The sequence below is a fragment of the Plantibacter sp. CFBP 8798 genome (assembly GCF_014841195.1).
Lineage (GTDB): Bacteria > Actinomycetota > Actinomycetes > Actinomycetales > Microbacteriaceae > Plantibacter > Plantibacter auratus.
The window spans coordinates 392,669-411,803 of sequence record NZ_JACYTS010000004.1 but is presented as its reverse complement, the minus strand read 5'-3'; the positions used below and the strand labels follow the sequence as shown (position 1 = coordinate 411,803).

Genomic DNA, 19,135 nt, shown 5'->3' with positions numbered 1-19,135 from the left:
GACTCCCCGCAGCCGCCCGTGTGACATGCTCGACGCATGAGCACGACGACTGCACGCACCGTGGAACTGGACATCACCAACGTAGCCCACGGGGGTGTCTTCGTCGCCCGGCACGAAGGCCGGGTGGTCTTCGTCCCCGACACGCTCCCCGGTGAGCGCGTGCGGGCGCGCATCGTCGACGAGAACGAGAAGCGCTTCTGGCGGGCGGAGACCCTGGAGGTCCTCACGCCGTCCGAGCACCGCCGTCCGCACGTCTGGGCCGAGGCCTCCGTCGACCGCGAGCCGAGCGAGCGGGCCGGGGGAGCGGAGTTCGGACACATCGAGCTCGCCCACCAGCGCGCGTTGAAGCACCAGGTCCTCTCGGAAGGGCTCGAGCGGTTCGCCGGCGTCGCTCCCGAGTTCACGGTCGCCGCGGTCGACGGCGAGACGGCCGACGGCACCCGGTGGCGGACGCGGGTCTCCCTGCACGTCGACCAGCACGGCAACATCGGCCCCTACGCCTCGAGGTCCCACCACGTCGTCCCCGTCGACGACCTGCCGCTCGCGATCGAAGCGGTGGCCGAAGCGGCCAAGCTCGAGGAGCTGCCGCACGGCACCACCTCCATCGACATCGTCGCCTCCTCGACCGGGGCGGTCCGCGTCCTGACGCGTGCGGACGAGGCGGGAGGCGGCGACCGCCGACGCGGTGGCGGGCGCGGTCGACGCGGGGGACCGAAGCCGGTCCGTCCCGCGGCAGACCCGATCCGCGAGCTCGTCGGCGAGCGCGAGTTCATCGTCGACGCGAACGGATTCTGGCAGGTCCACCGTCAGGCAGCGACGACCCTCCAGCAGGCCGTGTCGGCGGCCATCGACGACGCGCGCTTCGACCCGCGCGCCGCGAACCTCGACCTCTACGGCGGCGTCGGCCTCCTGGCCGCGGGCGTGGGGGACCGCTTCGGCTCCACCACCCGCATCACGACCGTGGAGAGTGACGAACGCGCCACCGAGTACGCGGGCGAGAACCTGTCCGAGTGGGTGGGCGCACAGGCCGTCACCGCGAAGGTCGACGCCTTCCTGCGGTCGGAGATCGCGACGGGCAGCCGGATCGAGCGGTCCCGGTACGCCACCGCGACCGTCGTGCTCGACCCGCCCCGCTCGGGTGCCGGCGCGGAGATCGTCGCCATGCTCGGCGAGCTGCGGCCCGCGTCGATCGTCTACGTCGCGTGCGACCCCATCGCGCTGTCCCGCGACGTCGCCCTCCTTGCCGAGCAGGGGTACGAGCTCGACCACCTCGCGGCCTACGACCTCTTCCCCAACACGCATCACCTCGAGGCCGTCGCGGGCTTCTCGCGAACGGCTTGAGCAGGCCCGTGCCGACGGAGGCGACTCGCGATCCGGCCGTCGCGCCCGGCGGGTCCGTCACTCGCTACGATGGTGCCGTGGTGACCGTCGCAATCATTGATGATCACGAGTCCGTCAGGCTCGGGATCGAAGCGGTGTGCGCGCACGCCGGGTATCAGGTCGTGGCCAGTGCCCCGACCGCCGTCGAGTGCATCGCCGCGTTGAACGGCGTGGTGCCCGACGTGGTCGTGCTCGACCTCTCGCTCTCCGACGGCAGCACGCCGACCTCGAACATCCAGGCGGTGCAGGCCGTGGGGGCGCACGTCCTCATCCACTCCATCGCGGATCGGGTCGCACTGGTGCGCGAGGCGCTGGCCGCCGGAGCGTCCGGGGTCATCCCCAAGTCGTCACCGACGGACACGGTCATCGCCGCCATCGGCACGGTGGCCCGTGGCGAGGCCCTCAACAACATCGAGTGGGCGAGCGCGATCGACGCCGACAGCGACTTCGCCCGGGCGCAGCTGGGCCGTCGTGAGCGCGACGTCCTGCACCTCTACGCGTCCGGCCTGCCGCTGAAGACCGTCGCCATGCAGCTCGGCATCGCCTACTCCACGGCCCGCGAACACATCGACCGCATCCGGGTGAAGTACGTCGAGGTGGGTCGCCCGGCACCGACGAAGGTCGACCTGCTCCGCCGAGCGGTCGAGGACGGGATCCTCCCCGGCCTCGATCAAGGCGGGACGGATGTCTCCTAGCTTCCGGGCACCGACCAGGCATCCCGCGATCCCCGCGACCACGAAAGATGCCCAGGTTCAGCGCCGGATGCTGAACACCGCGAACTTCGAACGCCTCCTCGGCCGTTCGGTCGCGATCATCGGACTCGTCTTCGGACTGCAGACCGCGTTCACCACGCTCGGGCAGGGTGTCCAGATCACCGGCTGGTTCGGCGTGGTCTACGTCTCCCTCGTCTTCGGGACGATGTTCGGCGCCATCATCTGCTGCTTCTTCCTGTGGCACCACCGCATCGCCTCCGGCGTCTTCGCCGCCGTGTTCTTCGTGGCCCTCCTCATCTGGCCCGCAGTGAACGCGCAGGCGTCGGCGGACATCAACCAGGAACCGTGGATCTGGTACCTCTGCACGATCGCCGTCGCGTTCGCCTGCATCCCGCTGCAGTTGCGGGGTGCCATCGTGTACCTCGTGGTGACCTCGGTCATGTACGGGGTCAACCGCGTGATCGACGCGGACTTCGCGCCCGCGTCCTTCGAGATCGGGGCGCTCGACGCGTCCTACGCGACGATCATCGGTGGGCTCATCGTCGTGCTCGTCGGGCTGTTCCGCGTGCTGGCCGGTCGGGTCGACACCGCGAGGGCGGCCGCCCTCGCCACCTACGACGCGGCCGTCAAGCAGCACGCCACGGAGGTGGAGCGCGTGGAGGTCGACTCGATCGTCCACGACAGCGTCCTCGCGTCCCTGCTCGCCGCGGATCGGGCGCTGACCCCGAAGTCGGAGGCGCTCGCCGTCATGATGGCGCGGGTCGCGATCGAGCAACTCGAGGGCGTCGGAGCGCCGATGACGAACGAGGACGAGGTCACCGGGCTCGCCGAGCTCATCGAACGGCTGCGTGCGGCCGCGTCGATGCTCGGTGAACCGTTCTCCGTCACGGTCGAGGGGGCCTCCGGCCGGGTGCTGCCCGTCACCGTCGCCAACGCGGTCTACTGGGCGACGGTGCAGGCGATGGTCAACAGCGTCGAGCACGCGGGTTCGGGAGCGGCACGGAGCCTGTCGATCGAGGGCACCGTCTCCGGCGGCGTCTGCGTCATCGTCGGCGACGACGGCGTCGGGTTCTGCCCCGAGCAGGTCGCCGAGGAGCGGCTCGGGCTGAAGGTCTCGATCGTCGAGCGCGTCGCCGCGGTCGGCGGACGCTCGACGGTGATCTCCCGTCCGGGTGAGGGTGCCGTGATCCGCATCGAGTGGTCACCGGAGCACGGCTCGTGACCCCGGCACCGCGGTACGCCCTCGTCATCCTCGCCGCCCTGTTCTCGGCGTACCACCTGCTTCGTGCGGCGCTGACGCTCGAGACACCCCGCGACGTCGTCCCGGTCCTCATCGCGATGCTCGTCTACGCCGTCGCGAGCGTCCTGAGTCTCTGGCCGATGGGCACGACGCGCATGCCGTCGTGGCTCGCGAGCATCAACCTCGCGACCGCGATCATCGTCCCGTTGCTCGTGACCAGCCAGCTCGACCCCACGCGGAACAACGGGTACGCCACCTGGCACGTCGCGTCGATCGGGACACTGATGACGATCACCGTGGTCCGGCAGCGGGAGGCGGTCGCCTACATCGGGATCGTCTTCCTCACGGTCCAGTCGCTCCTCTGGGCGGGTCCGGGACTGGCGCTCGGGATGGGTGTCACGGGCAGCCTCATCTGGGTCGTCCTCGCGAGTGTGCTCACCCGATCGATCGCCGGGGCGCAGCATGACGCCGAGCGCCTCACGCAGGCGGAGCATGCGACCTCGGACTGGCAGGCGGCGCAGTACGCGCACGTGCACGAGCGGCGGCGACGCCTCAGTCAGACGGGCCGCCTGGCGACCCCGATGCTCCGCACGATCATCGCCAACGGCGGCAGGCTCTCCGTGGCCGATCGTACGGAGTGCCGCACGCTGGAGGCCAGTCTCCGCGACGAGATCCGCGGGCGTCACCTCCTGAGCGACCCGGTCCGGTCCGAGGTGCTCGCGGCCCGGCGGCGCGGAGCGATCGTGAACATGCTGGACGAAGGTGGCCTCGAGGAGCTGGACGCCGGCGTCCTCGACGCGATCCACGAGCAGATCGCCGAAACGCTCGCCGCCTCGCACGCCACCCGCCTCATCGTGCGGAGCGTCCCGGACGACGAGCGCGTCGCGGTGACCGTGGTCGGCCTGCGCGCGGTGCAGCGCGAACCGGGCGTCGCTGCGGGTCCGGACGACGACGACGAGGAACTCGACGTCTGGCTCGAGATCCCGCGCGACGGCTCCCGTGCCGGCGTGGGTGCGGTCGGCGTGTCCGACGAGGACTGAACCGCTTCGACGGTGCAACACCCTTCGACAGGCTCAGTGCGGCATTGCTCAGGGACCGGAGCTACTCCGGGTGGAACGCCGCCGTCCACAGAACCGGCGCGACCTGAGTGCCCTTCGACAGGCTCAGGGACCGAATCGTTCCCGGTGAACCTCTCCCGGTCACTGAGCCTGTCGAAGTGCCCACGAGAACCCCTTCGACACGTCGACAAGCTCAGTGCGACGCAGCTCAGGGACAGGCAGCGGTCAGAACGGCGCGGGGTCCGGTTCTATCCGATGGAGTTTCCCGTCGGGTGTCGTCCAGTCAAGAACCCCGCCGGGCCCGAGGTCGAGGTTCCACCCGGGGAGGTGCTTCATCCGGTGGTGATGTCGGCAGAGACACGCGAGGTTGCCGACATCTGTGGTGCCGCCGTCCTCCCACGCGACCGAATGGTCGAGATCGCAAGCCCTGGCCCGTCTCCCGCAGCCTGGTGCCCGACAGGTGCCGTCCCGGAGGCGGACCGCGCGTTGCAGGTCGGCCGGGACCCGGTACTGGCTGCGCCCGACGGAGAGCACCGCACCCGTCTCTGGCTGGACGAGGATCCGGGTGAAGCTGGGTGCGTTCACCGCGATGCGTGCGGCGGTCTCCGGGTCGATGGGGCCGTACCCGTCCAGCATGGCCGGTGCGTCGCTGACGCCGGCCATACTGAGCGCCGGGACGGTGATCTGCACGGTCGGCTTGATGTGTTCCTGGACCTCGATGGGGTGCGGGAGCACTGGGCTCGACGCCACGTCGTCGGGCGTGACACCGGTGAGCGCGAGCGCCGCGAGGGCGTCGGCCTGCAGCTGGGCGCAGGTGCAGGTGTCGCCAGCCGAGCGTGACTCCGCCGCGGCCGCCTCGACGCGCTCGATGAGCCCCTGGGCGATCGGTGCGGTGGTGAAGAGGTGCACCCAGGCCATGCCGTCGGCAGTCGGTCCGGGTGTGGACGTCTCCTCGTGTGCCCTTCGACAAGCTCAGGGACCGGAGAAGGTTGCTCAGGGACCGGGAGAGGATCACCGGAGCGGGAGGTTCTCCGTGTGCCCTTCGACAGGCTCAGGGGCCGGAGGAGGTTGCTCCCGGACCGGGAGAGGATCACCGGAGCGGGAGGTTCCTCATGCGCCCTTCGACGAGCGCATGAGCCGGACGCATCCGAGCGAACCGCTCCCGGCGACTGAGCCTGTCGAAGTGCCTGGTCCCGGACGAACGAATCCGAGCGAACCGCTCCCGGCGACTGAGCCTGTCGAAGTGCCTGGTCCCGGACGAACGAAAGGAGGGCCAGCACCCGATGCTGGCCCTCCGTGACGTTCGTGGGTCAGAGCGGTAACCCGAATACCGCTCTGACCCGCCCCCGAACTCCTGCCCGCTTACCCTAGATGGAGCAGGAGCTGGTGAAGTGGTCTCGATGAGACGCAACTTTCGAGAATGATGATCCTCCATCAGGGGTACCCCCAACAGTCGGCACTATGGAGGACACGAATGGGGGACAGCACCGCGCGCCAGGAGGGGCAACCGGCGTGAGTCCTCCGTCGAGACGGCTCAGCCCGTGAACGCGCGCCAGTGTCCTGGGCCCACGGTGATCCCCATGCGGAGGTTCCGCCTCGTCCGCTCCCACGTCGACGGGACGCGAGGTGCCGGGGCGGTGTCGGCGTCGCGCAGCGCCTGTTCGGCGATCGCCACGCTCAGCACCGCGGTGAGTGCCGCGAGCTCCTCGTCGGTCGGGGTACCGCGCTCGATCCGGAGATCGATCGACGACGGCTCGGTCGTGCTCGGCTCGGTGCCGGTGCTCACAGCGGGATGTTCCCGTGCTTCTTGGCGGGCAGGCTCGCACGCTTCGTCCGGAGCGCGCGGAGCGCCTTGATGACCGAGACCCGCGTGGCCGCCGGCTCGATGACGCCGTCCAGCTCGCCGCGCTCGGCGGCCAGGAACGGGCTCGCCACGTTGTAGGTGTACTCGTTCGCGAGGCGCGTGCGCACGGCGGCGACGTCCTCGCCGGCCTCCTCGGCCCGCTTGATCTCGCCGCGGTACAGGATGTTGACGGCACCCTGCCCACCCATGACCGCGATCTCGGCCGTGGGCCAGGCGAGGTTGATGTCGGCCCCGAGCTGCTTCGAGCCCATGACGATGTAGGCGCCGCCGTAGGCCTTCCGCAGGATGACGGTCACCAGGGGCACCGTGGCCTCGGCGTAGGCGTAGAGGAGCTTCGCGCCGCGGCGGATGACGCCGGTCCACTCCTGGTCGGTGCCGGGCAGGTAACCGGGGACGTCGACCAGGGTGAGGATCGGGATGCTGAACGCGTCGCAGAACCGGACGAACCGACTCGCCTTCTCGCCCGCTTCGATGTTGAGCGTCCCGGCCATCTGGGAGGGCTGGTTGGCGATGACGCCGACCGACCGTCCCTCGACGCGCGCGAAACCGATGACGATGTTCGGGGCGAAGAGCGGCTGGACCTCGAGGAAGTCGGCGTCGTCGACGACGTGCTCGATGACGGTCTTCACGTCGTAGGGCTGGTTCGGCGAGTCGGGGATGAGGGTGTTGAGTCGGCGGTCCTCGTCCGTCGTCTCGAGCTCCACCTCGACGTCGAAGACCGTGGCCTCGGACAGGTTGTTGTCGGGCAGGAAGCCGACGAGGGTGCGGGCGTAGTCGAGGGCGTCCGGCTCGTCGCTCGCAAGGTAGTGGGCGACGCCCGAGCGGGTGTTGTGCGTGTACCCGCCGCCCAGCTCCTCCATGCCGACGTCCTCGCCCGTGACGGTCTTGATCACGTCGGGGCCTGTGACAAACATCTGGCTCGTCTTGTCGACCATGATGACGAAGTCGGTGAGCGCGGGGGAGTAGACGGCGCCGCCGGCCGCCGGACCCATGATGATGGAGATCTGCGGGATGACCCCGGAGGCCTGCGTGTTGCGTCGGAAGATCTCGCCGTACTTGCCGAGCGCGACGACGCCCTCCTGGATGCGCGCGCCGCCGGAGTCGAGCATGCCGATGATCGGGACGCCCGTCTTCAACGCGAGGTCCATGATCTTGATGATCTTGTCGCCGGCGACCTCGCCGAGCGAACCGCCGAAGATGGTGAAGTCCTGCGAGTACACGGCGACCTGGCGGCCGTGGATGGTGCCGGTGCCGGTGACGACGGCATCGCCGTACGGCCGCGAGCGGTCCATGCCGAAGGCGGTCGTGCGGTGCCGCACGAACTCGTCGAGTTCGACGAAGCTGCCGTGGTCGAGCAGCTGCTCGATGCGCTCCCGCGCGGTGAGCTTGCCCTTCTTGTGCTGCTTCTCGATGGCGGCTTCGCCGCTCGCCGTCACGGCCTCGTGATAGCGGTTCTTGAGGTCGGCGAGCTTCCCGGCCGTCGTGTACAGGTCAGGGCCGGAGGTGGTTTCGTCGGTCACGCTTTCACCTTACCCGGTGGTACCACGGCCGACCCGTTGACGATCGGGTACAAGCGGCGCGCCGATCCGTTGTCGGCATCGTCCAAGCGTGCCGGCGGGCGACGCAGGCGCCGACGACCGGCCTCAGTAGGGTTGTGCCATGGATCTGCCCCTCACCGCCGCCCTCGTGCCACGCCTCGAGATCCTCGCCCACGCCGGCTCCACCAACGACGAACTCGCCCGACGGGTGCGCGAGGACGGCGGCGACGCGTGGCCCGACCGCTCGGTGGTCCTCACCGACGACCAGCGCGGGGGACGAGGCCGCCTCGGTCGCGTGTGGACGGTGCCACCCGGCACGTCACTCGCCGTCTCGGTCCTGCTCCGGCCGGTCACTCCGTCGGGTGATCCGCTCCCGCTGCAGGCTTACGGCTGGCTCCCGCTCCTCGCGGGTGCGGCGCTCGCGGAATCGCTCCGGGAGCTCGGGGTGCCCGCCGACGTGAAGTGGCCGAACGACGTGCTCATCGGCGGTCGGAAGGTGTCCGGCATCCTCGCCGAGCTGCTGCCGAGCGGGGACGCGGTGATCCTCGGGACCGGTGTCAACCTCCGTCAGCGTGCCGAGGAACTGCCGACCGACCGGTCCACCTCGCTCGCGCTCGCCGGGCTCGCCGATCCTGACCCGGACACCGTCCTCGTCGGCTACCTGCGTGCGTTCGGCGCCCTGTACGACGCCTACCTGGCCGCGTCCGGTGACGCCGAGGCCAGTGGGCTCCGAGCGGCGGTCACCGAGCGATGCGTGACGTTGGACAGCTCGGTGCGGGTGGAGCTCCCCGGCGGCGACGTCCTGACCGGCACGGCCGAGCGGATCGACGCGGACGGGCGGCTCGTCGTCCGACCGACCGACGGTGGTGCGCCGGTCGCGGTGGCGGCCGGCGACGTCACGCACGTGCGCTGAGCGTTCCCGCCTGTTCGCTGAGGGACCGGCGTGCGAGCACCGTCGCGCCGGAGACGGCTGCCGGCATGACCAGCACGGACAGGACCGGCACGAGGAAGAGGACCGCGACCGTCATCCCGAAGCCCAGGGTGCGGGCGCGTCTCCTGGCGAGGACCTGGCGGCGGTCGCGCAACGACAACCCCCTCGCGTCGAACGCGTAGCCCGTCAGTTCGAGGGCGAGGAACCAACCGCTCACGGCGAGCCCGAGCACCGGGACCACCGTCTGGCCGATCACCGGGACGAAGCCGAGGAGGAAGAGGACGGCCGCCGTCGGGATGGTGAGCAGGAGCAGGCCAAGTGCCCGGGTGACACCGGTGAGGAGTCCGCGCCAGGCGGACTCACCCGACTCCGGAGGAGCGTCGCCGAGGGTGCGTTCGACGTCGGCCCAGATCCGCTCGTAGAAGGGATCGCCGACGAGGAGCGTCGCTGCGGCGTAGGCGTACAGCATCACCACGACGGCGACGGCCACCAACGCCACCGCGGCGGCCACCCGGATGGACGAGCGGTACGGCTCGTCCCAGGTGTCGGCGAACGGTGTCGCCCAGTCGACGATCGTGGCGGCATTGACGCCGAGGAGGACGAGCAACGCGATGAACACGACGCCCACGATCGCGGCGGGGACCATGCCGAGCAGCATGCGCTTCGGCGAGGTGCCCCAGAGGCGGAACCCGCCGAAGAGGATGCCGATCCCCTCGAGGAACGACCCGACCACGCCGGGGTGCTGCGCCGTCGGTGCGGTGCTCTCGGCCGGTTTCACGCCTTCATGCTAGCCGGGCGGCCGATGCACGGATGTTCGGGATCGCCGACGGGCGGGGTGGGAGCAGGCGGCGGGTTCCCGCGACTGCTAAGAATGGGAGTATGGCTGATCCCGGTATGACGGGGCCGGGCAGGCCGGCTCCTCCCGCGGCGGCGACCGAACGTGTGGTCGCACGCCTGCGTCCGCATGCCCGGCGGCTCCTGCTCCCCGCCCTCCTGCTCATCGCGGTGAGCGGCGCCGGTGCGTACTTCTTCGGCTCGTTCGACCTCGAGTGGCAGAACTGGGCCGTCCTGATCGGCGGCGGGGTGATCGTGCTGGTCGCCTGCGTCCTGCCGTTCATCGCCTGGCTGTCCGTCCGCTACGTGATCACGACCCGGCGACTGATCGTCCGTCGCGGGTTCTTCGTGCGGACGCGCCAGGAGCTCTACCACGCCCGCGGCTACGGCATCACGGTGCACAAGAGCTGGGTGCAGAGCGCCTTCGGGAGCGGCAACGTCCGAGTGACGAGCGGTGGCGAGGTGCCGGTCGTCCTGAGGGACGTGCCCGGCGCGGTCCTCGTCCAGAACGCCCTCCACGAGCTCGTCGCGGAGAACCAGAGCATCGCCGCGCCCTACCCGGCAGCACCGAACCCGACGCAGCAGCCACCGGTCCGACGCTGACCCGTGCGGGGCGCGCCCGGCCGGTACGATGTTCGAGTCGGGGCACCCGCCGATCCGCCTCCGGATCCGCCCGTCCCGCCTGCCGAAACGAGACCCGCCGGCCGGTCGCCGGAGAGCTGGAGTGAACCCATGAGCATTCGCGTCGGAGTGATCGGCGGCGGTCAGCTGGCCAGGATGATGGTGCCCGCGGCCGTGAACCTCGGACTCGACATCCGCGTGCTCGCCGAGCAGGATGGCATGTCCGCCCGACTCGCCACCGTCGAGGTGGGCGACTACCGCGACGCGGACACCGTGCTCGCCTTCGCCGAAACGGTCGACGTCATCACCTTCGACCACGAGCACGTGCCGCAGCACGTCCTGCGGGCACTCGTCGACGCCGGTGTACAGGTGCACCCGGGACCGGACGCGCTCGCCGTCGCCCAGGACAAGCTGCTCATGCGCGAACGCCTGACGGAGCTCGGACTGCCGGTGCCCGACTGGGCGCGCGTGCACGATCAGGAGGAGCTTGCGGCCTTCCTCGCCGAGCACGGCGGGAAGGGCGTCGTGAAGACGCCACGTGGTGGCTACGACGGCAAGGGCGTCCGCGTCGTCCACGGACCGAACGAGGTCGACGACTGGTTCACGGCGCTCTCCGAGGATGCCAACGGCGGAGCACTGCTCGTCGAGGAGCTGGTGTCGTTCCGGCGCGAGCTCGCCCAGCTCGTCGCCCGGCGCCCGTCCGGCGAGGTGGTGCCGTGGCGCGTCGTCGAGACCGTGCAGCTCGGTGGGGTGTGCAGCGAGGTCATCGCTCCGGCGCCCGGCTCGGCGGGCCGGCTCGCCGACACCGCGGAGGAGATCGCCGTGACCGTCGCGACCGCGCTCGGGGTGACGGGCGTCCTGGCCGTCGAACTGTTCGAGACCGACGACGACCGCCTGCTCATCAACGAACTCGCCATGCGTCCGCACAACAGCGGGCACTGGACGCAGGACGGCAGCGTCACGAGCCAGTTCGAGCAGCACCTGCGCGCCGTCCTCGACCTGCCCCTCGGCTCGACGGGCTGCCACCGCGATTGGACCGTCATGGTGAACGTGCTCGGCGGGCCTGCCGAGGGGACGCTCGACGACCGCTACCCGCAGGTCCTCGGTGCGCACCCGGTGGCGAAGGTGCACAACTACGGGAAGGACCCGCGCCCCGGGCGCAAGGTCGGCCACGTCAACGTCGCTGGCGACGACCTCGACGACGTCGTGTACGAGGCACGTGCCGCCGCAGCGCTGCTCGGCGCCGAGAACGCCTGACCGCCCTTCGACAAGCTCAGGGACCGCGTGGGGTGCTCGGGGACCGGTCGAGGTGTGGCTCAGTACACGTCGCGGATGTAGCGCTTCTCGCGCTTCAGCGCGTGCACGTACTCGGCCGCGGCCTCCGTCGAACGCCCACCGTGCTCGGCGATGAGCTCGTGCAACGCCTGGTCGACGTCCTTCGCCATCCGTGAGGCGTCACCGCAGACGGCGAAGTGGCCGCCCTCTTCGAGCCAGGCGTAGAGCTCCTTGCCGTTCTCGCGCATCCGGGTCTGGACGTACACCTTCTCGCGCTGGTCGCGGGAGAACGCGAGGTCCAGACGGTCCAGCACCCCTCCGGTGAGCAGCTCACCCAGTTCGTCCTCGTAGATGAAGTCGTGCGCCCGGTGCTGGTCGCCGAAGAACAGCCAGTTCCGACCGGTGGCCCCGCGCTCGCGGCGCTCTTGCAGGAACGAGCGGAACGGCGCGATCCCGGTTCCCGGGCCGACCATGATGAGCGGCGCATCGTCGTCCGACGGCACCCGGAAGCCGGCGTTGGCCGAAACGAAGATCCCGCTCGTCCCGCCCTCGGCGACCCGGTCGGCGAGGTGCGTCGACGCGACGCCCCCGTGGGCCCGGTCACCGACGGCGTAGCGGACGCTCGCCACGGTGAGGTGCACCCGCCCGTCGGCAGCCAGCGGGCTGGACGAGATCGAGTAGGCGCGGTGCTGGAGGGGACGCAGGACGTCGAGCAGCGACTCGGCGTCGAACCGCACGGACGTGGAGCGCAGGAGGTCCAGGATGTCCCGTTCGCGCAGCCAGGAGTCGAGCGTCTCCGCCTGGGCGAGCGCCAGGATGCCGGCGAGTTCCGAGTCGGGCGCGCGGTCGGCGAGCTCGGCCACGAGGTCCTTCGAAGGGGTCCGGATTTCGAACCCGTGGGTGAGCCGGTCCGCCAGGGTCGAGCCGTCGACCGACTCGTCCGCGGTCGCATCCAGTTCGGCGATGATGGCATCGACGAGCGCCGGGTCATTGCTCGGCATGACGCCGAGGGCGTCGCCCGCCGCGTACTCGATGCCGCTGTCGCCAAGGTCGAACTCGTAGTGCCGGATCTCCTTCGACGAGGCCGGCCCGGAGAGGACGCGGTTGACGGCGAGGGTCGCGCCGTACGGCGTCTTGCGGGTCCACGGTGAACGCGTGCGGCCGGGCTTCTTCGCCGGTTTGGCGGCCGGCGCGGGAGCGGATGCGGCATCGGCGTCCGTCGGGGCGAGGGCGCCGAAGAGCGACAGGGCCTGCGTGGTCCACGCCGCGGCTGGCTCCTCGTAGTCGACGTCGCAGTCCACGCGGGCGAGGATGCGTTCCGCGCCGAGCTGCTCCAGGCGCGTGTCGATGAGTTTGCCCGCCTGGCAGAACCCGTCGTATCCGGAGTCTCCGAGCGCGAGCACGGAGAACTTCAGGTCGTCGAGGCGTGGTGCGGTGCTCGCCTGGAGCGTCTCCCAGAACAGTTCGGCGTTGTCGGGCATCTCACCTTCGCCGTAGGTGGAGGTGATGACGACGACGTGTCCCATCGCCGGGAGCCGGTCCACCTCGACGTCGTCGAGTCCGATCGTCGTCACCGCCACACCGTAGCCGGAGGCGGCTCGGCCGAGATCCTCCGCGATGGCCTCCGCAGTGCCCGTCTGCGTCCCGACGAGCACGTGCAGGGCGAGCTGCGGTGTCCGGCCACCGGCGTCGGTGACATCGATCGCGCTGGAGCGGACCCCCGCCAGGAATCCGGCGAGCCAGACCCGCTGCTCGGGGCTGAAGGGCGCGTCAGCCGGGATGAACGGGTCGTCTGCGCTGCTGCCGAGCGCGGCGAGCGCCTCGAAGAGCACCGGGCTCGGTGTGCTGGTGGCCGCCGGGGCCTGGGTCGAGGTCATCGTCCCCTCCAGTTCGGGCGCGTTCATCGGGAACCCGCCAGGGTCAGTTCGGCCAGAGCGGCCGATGCAAGGAGTGCTTCGGTGCCACCGGTCGCTGCGGATCGGGCCCGGTTCTTGGCGTGCTGGTGCATGATCCACCCCGTGGTGCCCGGGTGGTCGATCGACAGCACGTTCCGCAGGCGCAGGGCCTCCGTGTAGTCGTGGAGGCGCTTCGCGGCGATCATGGCGGCCAGCGCCTCGTCGTCGTACCGTTCGAGCAGCTCTCGAGCCGCCCGCTGCACCCGCTGCATGACGAAGAAGTCCTCGGTGAGGATGAGCGTGCGGACACTCGCCTGCACGAGCGGGTGCGACGGGTCGTCGACGCCGGGCGTGCGGGACATCGCGACCTCCTGGGCGAGCTTCAGCACCGTGTAACTCGTGAGGAGCGCGTAGACGTCCTGCGGGTCGGCCGCGGGCTCGCCGAGTCCGGGGGCGCGACCGCCGCGGACCGGCCGGCGGTCGCGGTAGTCGAGCTTGAAAGTGCGCAGCTGCTGTGCCGCGAGGGCCGCGCCGAGCTCGTCGAGGAGTTCCTTCCGGCTCTTGGCCGCGAGGATCGCGTCGCTGTCCTGATAGAGCAGCAGCGCGCGCGGCATGCCGAACACGAACTGGTGCCTGGCCGTGTCCCACTCGGCGAGCAACCGGGAAGCGAGCGGCGAGCCGGTCGCCTCGACGTGCCACTCCAGCAGCAGGAGCACGGCGGCCTCGTGGAACGCCGCCTGCTCGCCCTCGGTGATCGATCCGAGGAGGAGGGAGTCCGCGCTGACCTTGCTCGGCAGGTCGCCCCGCGGGTCGTACTGGTAGACGAAGCCACCGCTCATCCCGTTGCCGAAGCCGATCCCGAAGCCGCCGAGGTTCAACACGGCGCCGTTGGTCATGTACTCGCAGGCGTAGTCGCCGACGCCCTCGACGACCGCCGTGGCGCCCGAGTTGCGGACGGCGAAGCGGTCGCCGGCCTCGCCCTGGACGAAGGTGCGGCCACCGGTCGCCCCGAAGAGCGCGAAGTTGCCGATGAGGACGTTGCCGCCGTCCTCCGAGCTGCCGCCGCCGGGGGAGAGGATCGCGATGGTGCCGCCGGATGCGCTCTTCCCGACGCCGTCGTTGCAGGTGCCGGTGTGTCGCCAGTGCAGGCCGTCGACGCAGAACGCCGCGTACGACTGCCCCGCGGAGTGCTCGGTGCGGATGGTCACGGTGTCGGCGGCGAGCGAACGGTGGCCGCGGTCGTCGGTGACGACGGAGGGGATCGCCGCCGCCTGGTCGTCGTCGAGCTCGTGGTTGAGGATGCGCTCGAGGTCGATCGCGAGCTGCCCGCCCACGGAACGCCAGCGGTTGCCGAGTCGGATCCCGCCGTCGGCGTCCTCGGCGCCCAGGTCGAGCGTCGTCCGGCCGTCGTCGAAGAGTCCTGCCCGTACCCGCTCGATGAGGGCGTCGTCGAGCGTGAAGTCCTTCTCCAGGTACACCGGGTCGGTGACGACGACCTCGGGGACGACCGCGAGCATGGCACGCAGGTCGAGGTCCGCGACGGCCGCCGGGTGGTCGACGAGGTGGAGGAGGTCGGTGCGACCGCGGGCTTCGCGAAGCGAGCGGAGGCCGAGGATGGCGAGCCGCTCGCGGACGTCGTGCGCGATGTTCAGGAGGTACTGCGCCAGCGCACGCGGGTCGCCGTCGAAGGTCTCCGGGTTGGTCGTGAGACCAGCCGGGCACTTCACGTTGCAGTTCTTCGCCATGACGCACTTGAGCATCATGAGCGCAGTGGTCCCGAACTCGAAGCTGTCGCCGCCGAGCAGGGCGGAGATGACGACGTCGCGACCGGTCTGGTGCGCGCCGGAGCAGCGCAGGGTGACCTTCGATCGCAGACCGTTCGCGCTGAGGGCCTGGTGGACCTCGGCGATGCCGATCTCGGCGCTGCGTCCGGCGTACTTGAGGCTTGTCACGGCGGCTGCGCCGGTCCCACCGGTGTTGCCGGCCACGTTGATGACGTCGGCACCGGCCTTAGCGACGCCGACGGCGATCGTGCCGATGCCCTCGGAGGAGACGAGCTTGACGACGACGCGGACCCGTGCGGCCTTGCAGTCGTGGATGAGCTGCGCGAGGTCCTCGATCGAGTAGGTGTCGTGGTGCGGCGGCGGCGAGACGAGCTCGATGCCGGGCGTGCCACCTCGGGCGGCGGCGATGTCCACCGTCACCTTGGGAGCCGGGAGCTGACCGCCCTCGCCGGGCTTGGCACCCTGGCCGATCTTGATCTCGAGCTCCTGCAGCATCGGGTCGGCGAGGTAACCGGCCCAGACACCGAAGCGCCCGGAGGCGAACTGCTTGATGCGCGAGCCGCGGATGGTGCCGTAGCGGGACAGGTGTTCGCCGCCCTCGCCACTGTTCGACATCCCGCCGACCATGTTGGTGCCGTGCGCGACCGCCTCGTGCGCGGTCGCCACGAGGGCGCCGTGGCTCATCGCCCCGGACGCGAGGGATCGGGTGATCTCGCTCGCCGGCTGGACGAGGTCGGTCGAGATGCTCTCGGCACCCTCGACGAGCATCGAGAAGTAGTCGTCGGCGGACCCCGTCGCCTCCACGATGAGGTCGCCACCGGAGATCCAGTGCCCCGTCACCTCGCCGCCGAAACGGTGGACGTAGTACTCGCCGAGCGCCGAGACCCGTGTGAGGTCGCCCGCGAGCGGTCCCGTGAGCTGCAGCCGGTGCCGCCCCTGCTCGGTCCGCGTCACACGCAGGCCGCGGACGACGATCGAGGAGTTGCCGACGGGGCCGAGCCGGTCGAGCTCGCGCGCGAACTCCTCCGGGGTGGTCAGCCGGGTGATGTCCTCCGGCAGCACGAGCACGTCGCGGAGGGCCGCCGGGCGACGGCGCCGCTCGGTCGTCATCGACTGGACGAAGGAGCGGTAGCCGGGCGTGATGGTGAAGGCGTCGATCTCGTCGTCGTCGAGGGCGTCGAAGGAGGTGTGCTGGTAGGCGTCGTCGTCGATCCCGAACGCGTCCTCCAGGTTCCCGATGGTGTGGAGGCGCAGCGGGTCGTTGCCGAGCGTGCCGCCGTCGCGGTCGACGGCCGCGGTGTCCGCTCGCGGCAGCTGCACGGGCTCCTCGGTGAGGTCGACGAAGCCGCGGACCGCGGTCGTCCCGTAGGAGTGGCCGGCGCCCTCGGCGCGTTCCTTGAACAGGCCGAGGAGCGGGACGTCCGCGTCGCTCGACGTCGTCAGGGCGCGCTGGTGCCAGGCGCTCGCCGTCCGGGCGATCCCGGCGAAGCCGACGCCGCCGACGGGGGCGCGGAGGTGCGGGAAGGCGCGCGCGAGCACGGGGTCGCTCGTGTCGAGGTAGTTCGGCTCGAAGAACTCGCCGCCGATGTAGCTCTCGACGGTGCAGAGGCCGACCCGGCCCATGGTCTTCAGGAGCGACTTCTCGGCGGCGTAGGCGAACCGGCGGAACGCTGCTTCCACCTCGTCGGGGTGCTGCTGCTCGGCGCGGAGGCGGACCGCGAGCGGGTGGACCGCCGACGCACCGAAGCCGAGGGCGGAGGCGACGTGGTGCGAGGACGGCAGCTGGCCGCTGTCGACCACGAGCGACACGCGGAGCCGGAGGCCGTCGTCGATGAGTCGCTGGTTGACGGCCGCCACGACGAGGAGGAGCGGCAGGGCGGCACCCTCCGCGTGGACGCCGCGGTCGCTGAGGATCGCGATGCCGCCGTTCTCTGCGGCGAACCCGGCGACCGCTGCGGCCACGCGCTCCACGGCGGCCTCGATCGCGTCGGCGTTCGCCTGCGCGTCCACCTCGGGCCGGTAGAGGATGTCGAACCACGCGGCCGGTGACTCGTGCTGAGCGCTGAGGCACCGCAGTTCGTCCTCGCTGATGATGGGGGAGCGGAGGACGAGCTGCTTCGTGCCGACCGTGCCGCTGCCGGGCTTCGGGCCGAGTGCGACCCGGAGGGTCATGCCGTCCGCCTCACGGATGCTGTCGAGCGGCGGGTTGGTCACCTGGGCGAAGCGCTGGGAGAAGTACTTCGCCAGGCCGCCCTCCTGGTCGGACAGGGCGTTGATGGCGTTGCCGTAGCCCATCGCCGAGATCCGCTCCTTGCCCGAGGCGAGCATCGGGTCCGTCATGAACCGGAAGCTCTCCTGGTTGAGGGAGTACGCGACGTAACGCTGCACCTGGCTCAGCCCACCGCGGTAGGCGAACGCGTCGTCCGCCGAGGCCGTCGGTGCCGACACCGGGACGCCCCGGTCCTCGAGCGCATCGAGGTCGGTGGCCGATGCGGCGAGCATCGCCGGGTAGTCCTTGCGCGCCGCGAGGAGCTCGAGCGCCTCGCCCGTGCGGAGGCGCGTGCCCGTGCGGTGGTCGTAGGCGAGCATGCCGCCGGCCTCGATGCGACCGCGGTGGACCACCTCGTCGTCCGGGAACGGCAGCTGCCCGGCTTCGGACGTGACGCAGAGGTAGTCGGCCGTCTCGACGCTGCGCAGCGGGCGCAGGCCGAGCCGGTCGAGCCGGGCGCCGACGGTCGTGCCGTCGTTGAAGATGAGCGCGGCCGGGCCGTCGTTCTTCTCCTCGACGAGCGAGAAGTACTCGAGCATCGCCCGAACCTCGCGGCTCAGGGTGCGATCGTTCTCCCAGGCCGGGGGCATGACGGACACGACCGCCTCGAGCAGTTCGAGTCCGTCCTCGACCACGCGGCTGTGCAGCGTCTGGTCGAGGCGCGAGCTGTCCGATTGGCCCCTGGCCCGGATGATCTTCCGGCCTCGCGATGCAGCCAGCGCCGTCTCGGACAGACGGTTCTTGCGGTCGGTGTTGAGCTCGCCGTTGTGCGCCATGAGGCGGAAGGGTTGCGCCATCGACGGGTGGGGAGCGGTGTTCGTCGAGAACCGGGTGTGGAAGGCGAGGGTCCTGACCCGGTGCAGGGGGTCGGCCAGGTCGGCGAAGTAGGGGATGACCTCGCCGGAGTTGAGGCGTCCCTTGAGGACCTGGGTGCGCGTGCTGAGCGACAGCGGGTACAGGCCGTCGAGGGTGAGGTCCGTGTAGGCGGTCGCCTCGATCGCGAGCAGGGCTGCGTGTGCGCGCTGGTCGAGGTCCTCCGTGGAGGCGTCGTCCGAGGGCTCGAAGATCCACTGCCGGATCGGCAGTTGGTACTGCACGGCCTTCGGGCGCAGGACGGCGTCGACCGTCGGCACGGCACGGGCGAGCAGCACGGTGAAGCCGGCCTCGCCGAGCGAGCGTTCGATGAGCGCCTCGGCGTCGCCGATCCGACCGTGGTCGACCGGGAGGAAGACGTTCGCGACGCCGAACCGCCCGGCGACGAGCGGCTTGCCGACGAGGGAGCTGAAGAAGTCGACCGAGAGGTCGATCTGCACGCCCGCTCCGTCGCCGACGCCCTCGGAGGACATGCCGCCGCGGTGGGGGATGGCGCACAGGGCGGTGTCGCCGAGTGCGATGACGTCGTGGCTCTGCACGCCGTCCTTGCGGGTGATGAAGCCGACGCCGCAGTCGCTCTTGTCGGTCTGGCGATCGACGAGGTCTGGCAGGGGCGATGGTGCGGCGGTGCGCGGGCGCGGGCGCGGTGGAACGGAAGACGAGATCACGACGGGGTACCCCTCGGAATGCGGGCGCTGGACGGCCCGGAGACGGTGAGATGACGGGACCGGATCTACGTCGCTGGAGGGAGGGTCCGTGTCGACGCGGGCGCTGGGTGCGGCGGCCGTCGTCTGCATGAATGGAGGTGTTCCGATACTAACCGGGCCGTCCCGCCCACTCAACCGTAACGAGCCGAACCG

The 19,135-nt window shown here is 70.7% G+C and carries 13 protein-coding genes and 1 pseudogene; 7 read left to right on the top strand and 7 right to left on the bottom strand.

Going from position 1 to position 19,135, the window contains the following annotated elements; all coding sequences use genetic code 11:
• Positions 1-36 precede the first annotated feature (36 nt).
• The 4 genes from IFU30_RS19500 to IFU30_RS19485 all read left to right on the top strand — a co-directional run bounded on the left by IFU30_RS19500 (position 37) and on the right by IFU30_RS19485 (position 4,373).
• On the top strand, positions 37-1,341 hold the full coding sequence (locus IFU30_RS19500; protein ID WP_159879445.1) for a class I SAM-dependent RNA methyltransferase: 1,305 nt from the start codon (positions 37-39) through the stop codon (positions 1,339-1,341).
• A gap of 77 nt (positions 1,342-1,418) precedes the next feature.
• Positions 1,419-2,075: a response regulator transcription factor gene (locus tag IFU30_RS19495; RefSeq protein ID WP_079707415.1), complete on the top strand. Its 657-nt coding sequence runs from the start codon at positions 1,419-1,421 to the stop codon at positions 2,073-2,075.
• Positions 2,076-2,142: 67 nt separating this feature from the next.
• Positions 2,143-3,315 (top strand): sensor histidine kinase, encoded by a 1,173-nt coding sequence (locus IFU30_RS19490; RefSeq protein ID WP_079707319.1) that lies wholly within the window; start codon positions 2,143-2,145, stop codon positions 3,313-3,315.
• Positions 3,312-4,373, top strand: coding sequence for a hypothetical protein (locus IFU30_RS19485; RefSeq protein WP_192006824.1), 1,062 nt, complete (start codon positions 3,312-3,314; stop codon positions 4,371-4,373). Before IFU30_RS19490 ends, IFU30_RS19485 begins: the two co-directional genes overlap by 4 nt.
• A 243-nt stretch (positions 4,374-4,616) precedes the next feature.
• On the opposite strand, the gene IFU30_RS20775 is transcribed toward IFU30_RS19485, so the two are convergent.
• The 4 genes and pseudogenes from IFU30_RS20775 to IFU30_RS19470 all read right to left on the bottom strand — a co-directional run bounded on the left by IFU30_RS20775 (position 4,617) and on the right by IFU30_RS19470 (position 7,775).
• Complete coding sequence (locus tag IFU30_RS20775; RefSeq protein WP_274605453.1) at positions 4,617-4,883, bottom strand: HNH endonuclease signature motif containing protein; 267 nt, start codon at positions 4,881-4,883, stop codon at positions 4,617-4,619.
• Positions 4,869-5,315, bottom strand: a pseudogene (locus IFU30_RS20770) (DUF222 domain-containing protein); the annotation flags it as partial. The gene IFU30_RS20775 and the pseudogene IFU30_RS20770, both read right to left, overlap by 15 nt.
• Before the next feature lie 610 nt (positions 5,316-5,925).
• Positions 5,926-6,177: an acyl-CoA carboxylase subunit epsilon gene (locus tag IFU30_RS19475; protein WP_192006822.1), complete on the bottom strand. Its 252-nt coding sequence runs from the start codon at positions 6,175-6,177 to the stop codon at positions 5,926-5,928.
• Positions 6,174-7,775 carry an acyl-CoA carboxylase subunit beta gene (locus tag IFU30_RS19470; protein ID WP_071262519.1) on the bottom strand — a complete coding sequence of 534 codons (1,602 nt, stop codon included), beginning with the start codon at positions 7,773-7,775 and terminating at the stop codon, positions 6,174-6,176. Before IFU30_RS19470 ends, IFU30_RS19475 begins: the two co-directional genes overlap by 4 nt.
• A 139-nt stretch (positions 7,776-7,914) precedes the next feature.
• Between IFU30_RS19470 and IFU30_RS19465 the strand changes: the two genes are divergently transcribed.
• Positions 7,915-8,706 carry a biotin--[acetyl-CoA-carboxylase] ligase gene (locus tag IFU30_RS19465; protein WP_192006821.1) on the top strand — a complete coding sequence of 264 codons (792 nt, stop codon included), beginning with the start codon at positions 7,915-7,917 and terminating at the stop codon, positions 8,704-8,706.
• Here IFU30_RS19465 and IFU30_RS19460 read toward each other — a convergent pair.
• Positions 8,690-9,502 (bottom strand): EI24 domain-containing protein, encoded by an 813-nt coding sequence (locus tag IFU30_RS19460; RefSeq protein ID WP_192006820.1) that lies wholly within the window; start codon positions 9,500-9,502, stop codon positions 8,690-8,692. The genes IFU30_RS19465 and IFU30_RS19460 overlap by 17 nt on opposite strands.
• A 101-nt stretch (positions 9,503-9,603) precedes the next feature.
• On the opposite strand from IFU30_RS19460, the gene IFU30_RS19455 reads away from it, so the two are divergent.
• Both IFU30_RS19455 and IFU30_RS19450 read left to right on the top strand, forming a co-directional pair.
• Positions 9,604-10,161 carry a PH domain-containing protein gene (locus IFU30_RS19455; protein ID WP_192006819.1) on the top strand — a complete coding sequence of 186 codons (558 nt, stop codon included), beginning with the start codon at positions 9,604-9,606 and terminating at the stop codon, positions 10,159-10,161.
• A 129-nt stretch (positions 10,162-10,290) separates the two neighbouring features.
• Positions 10,291-11,436: a 5-(carboxyamino)imidazole ribonucleotide synthase gene (locus IFU30_RS19450; protein WP_192006818.1), complete on the top strand. Its 1,146-nt coding sequence runs from the start codon at positions 10,291-10,293 to the stop codon at positions 11,434-11,436.
• A 59-nt stretch (positions 11,437-11,495) separates the two neighbouring features.
• On the opposite strand, the gene IFU30_RS19445 is transcribed toward IFU30_RS19450, so the two are convergent.
• Complete coding sequence (locus IFU30_RS19445; RefSeq protein WP_192006817.1) at positions 11,496-13,331, bottom strand: sulfite reductase subunit alpha; 1,836 nt, start codon at positions 13,329-13,331, stop codon at positions 11,496-11,498.
• Positions 13,332-13,354: 23 nt separating this feature from the next.
• Positions 13,355-18,943 carry a glutamate synthase-related protein gene (locus IFU30_RS19440; RefSeq protein ID WP_342450901.1) on the bottom strand — a complete coding sequence of 1,863 codons (5,589 nt, stop codon included), beginning with the start codon at positions 18,941-18,943 and terminating at the stop codon, positions 13,355-13,357.
• Between the last annotated feature and the right edge of the window lie 192 nt (positions 18,944-19,135).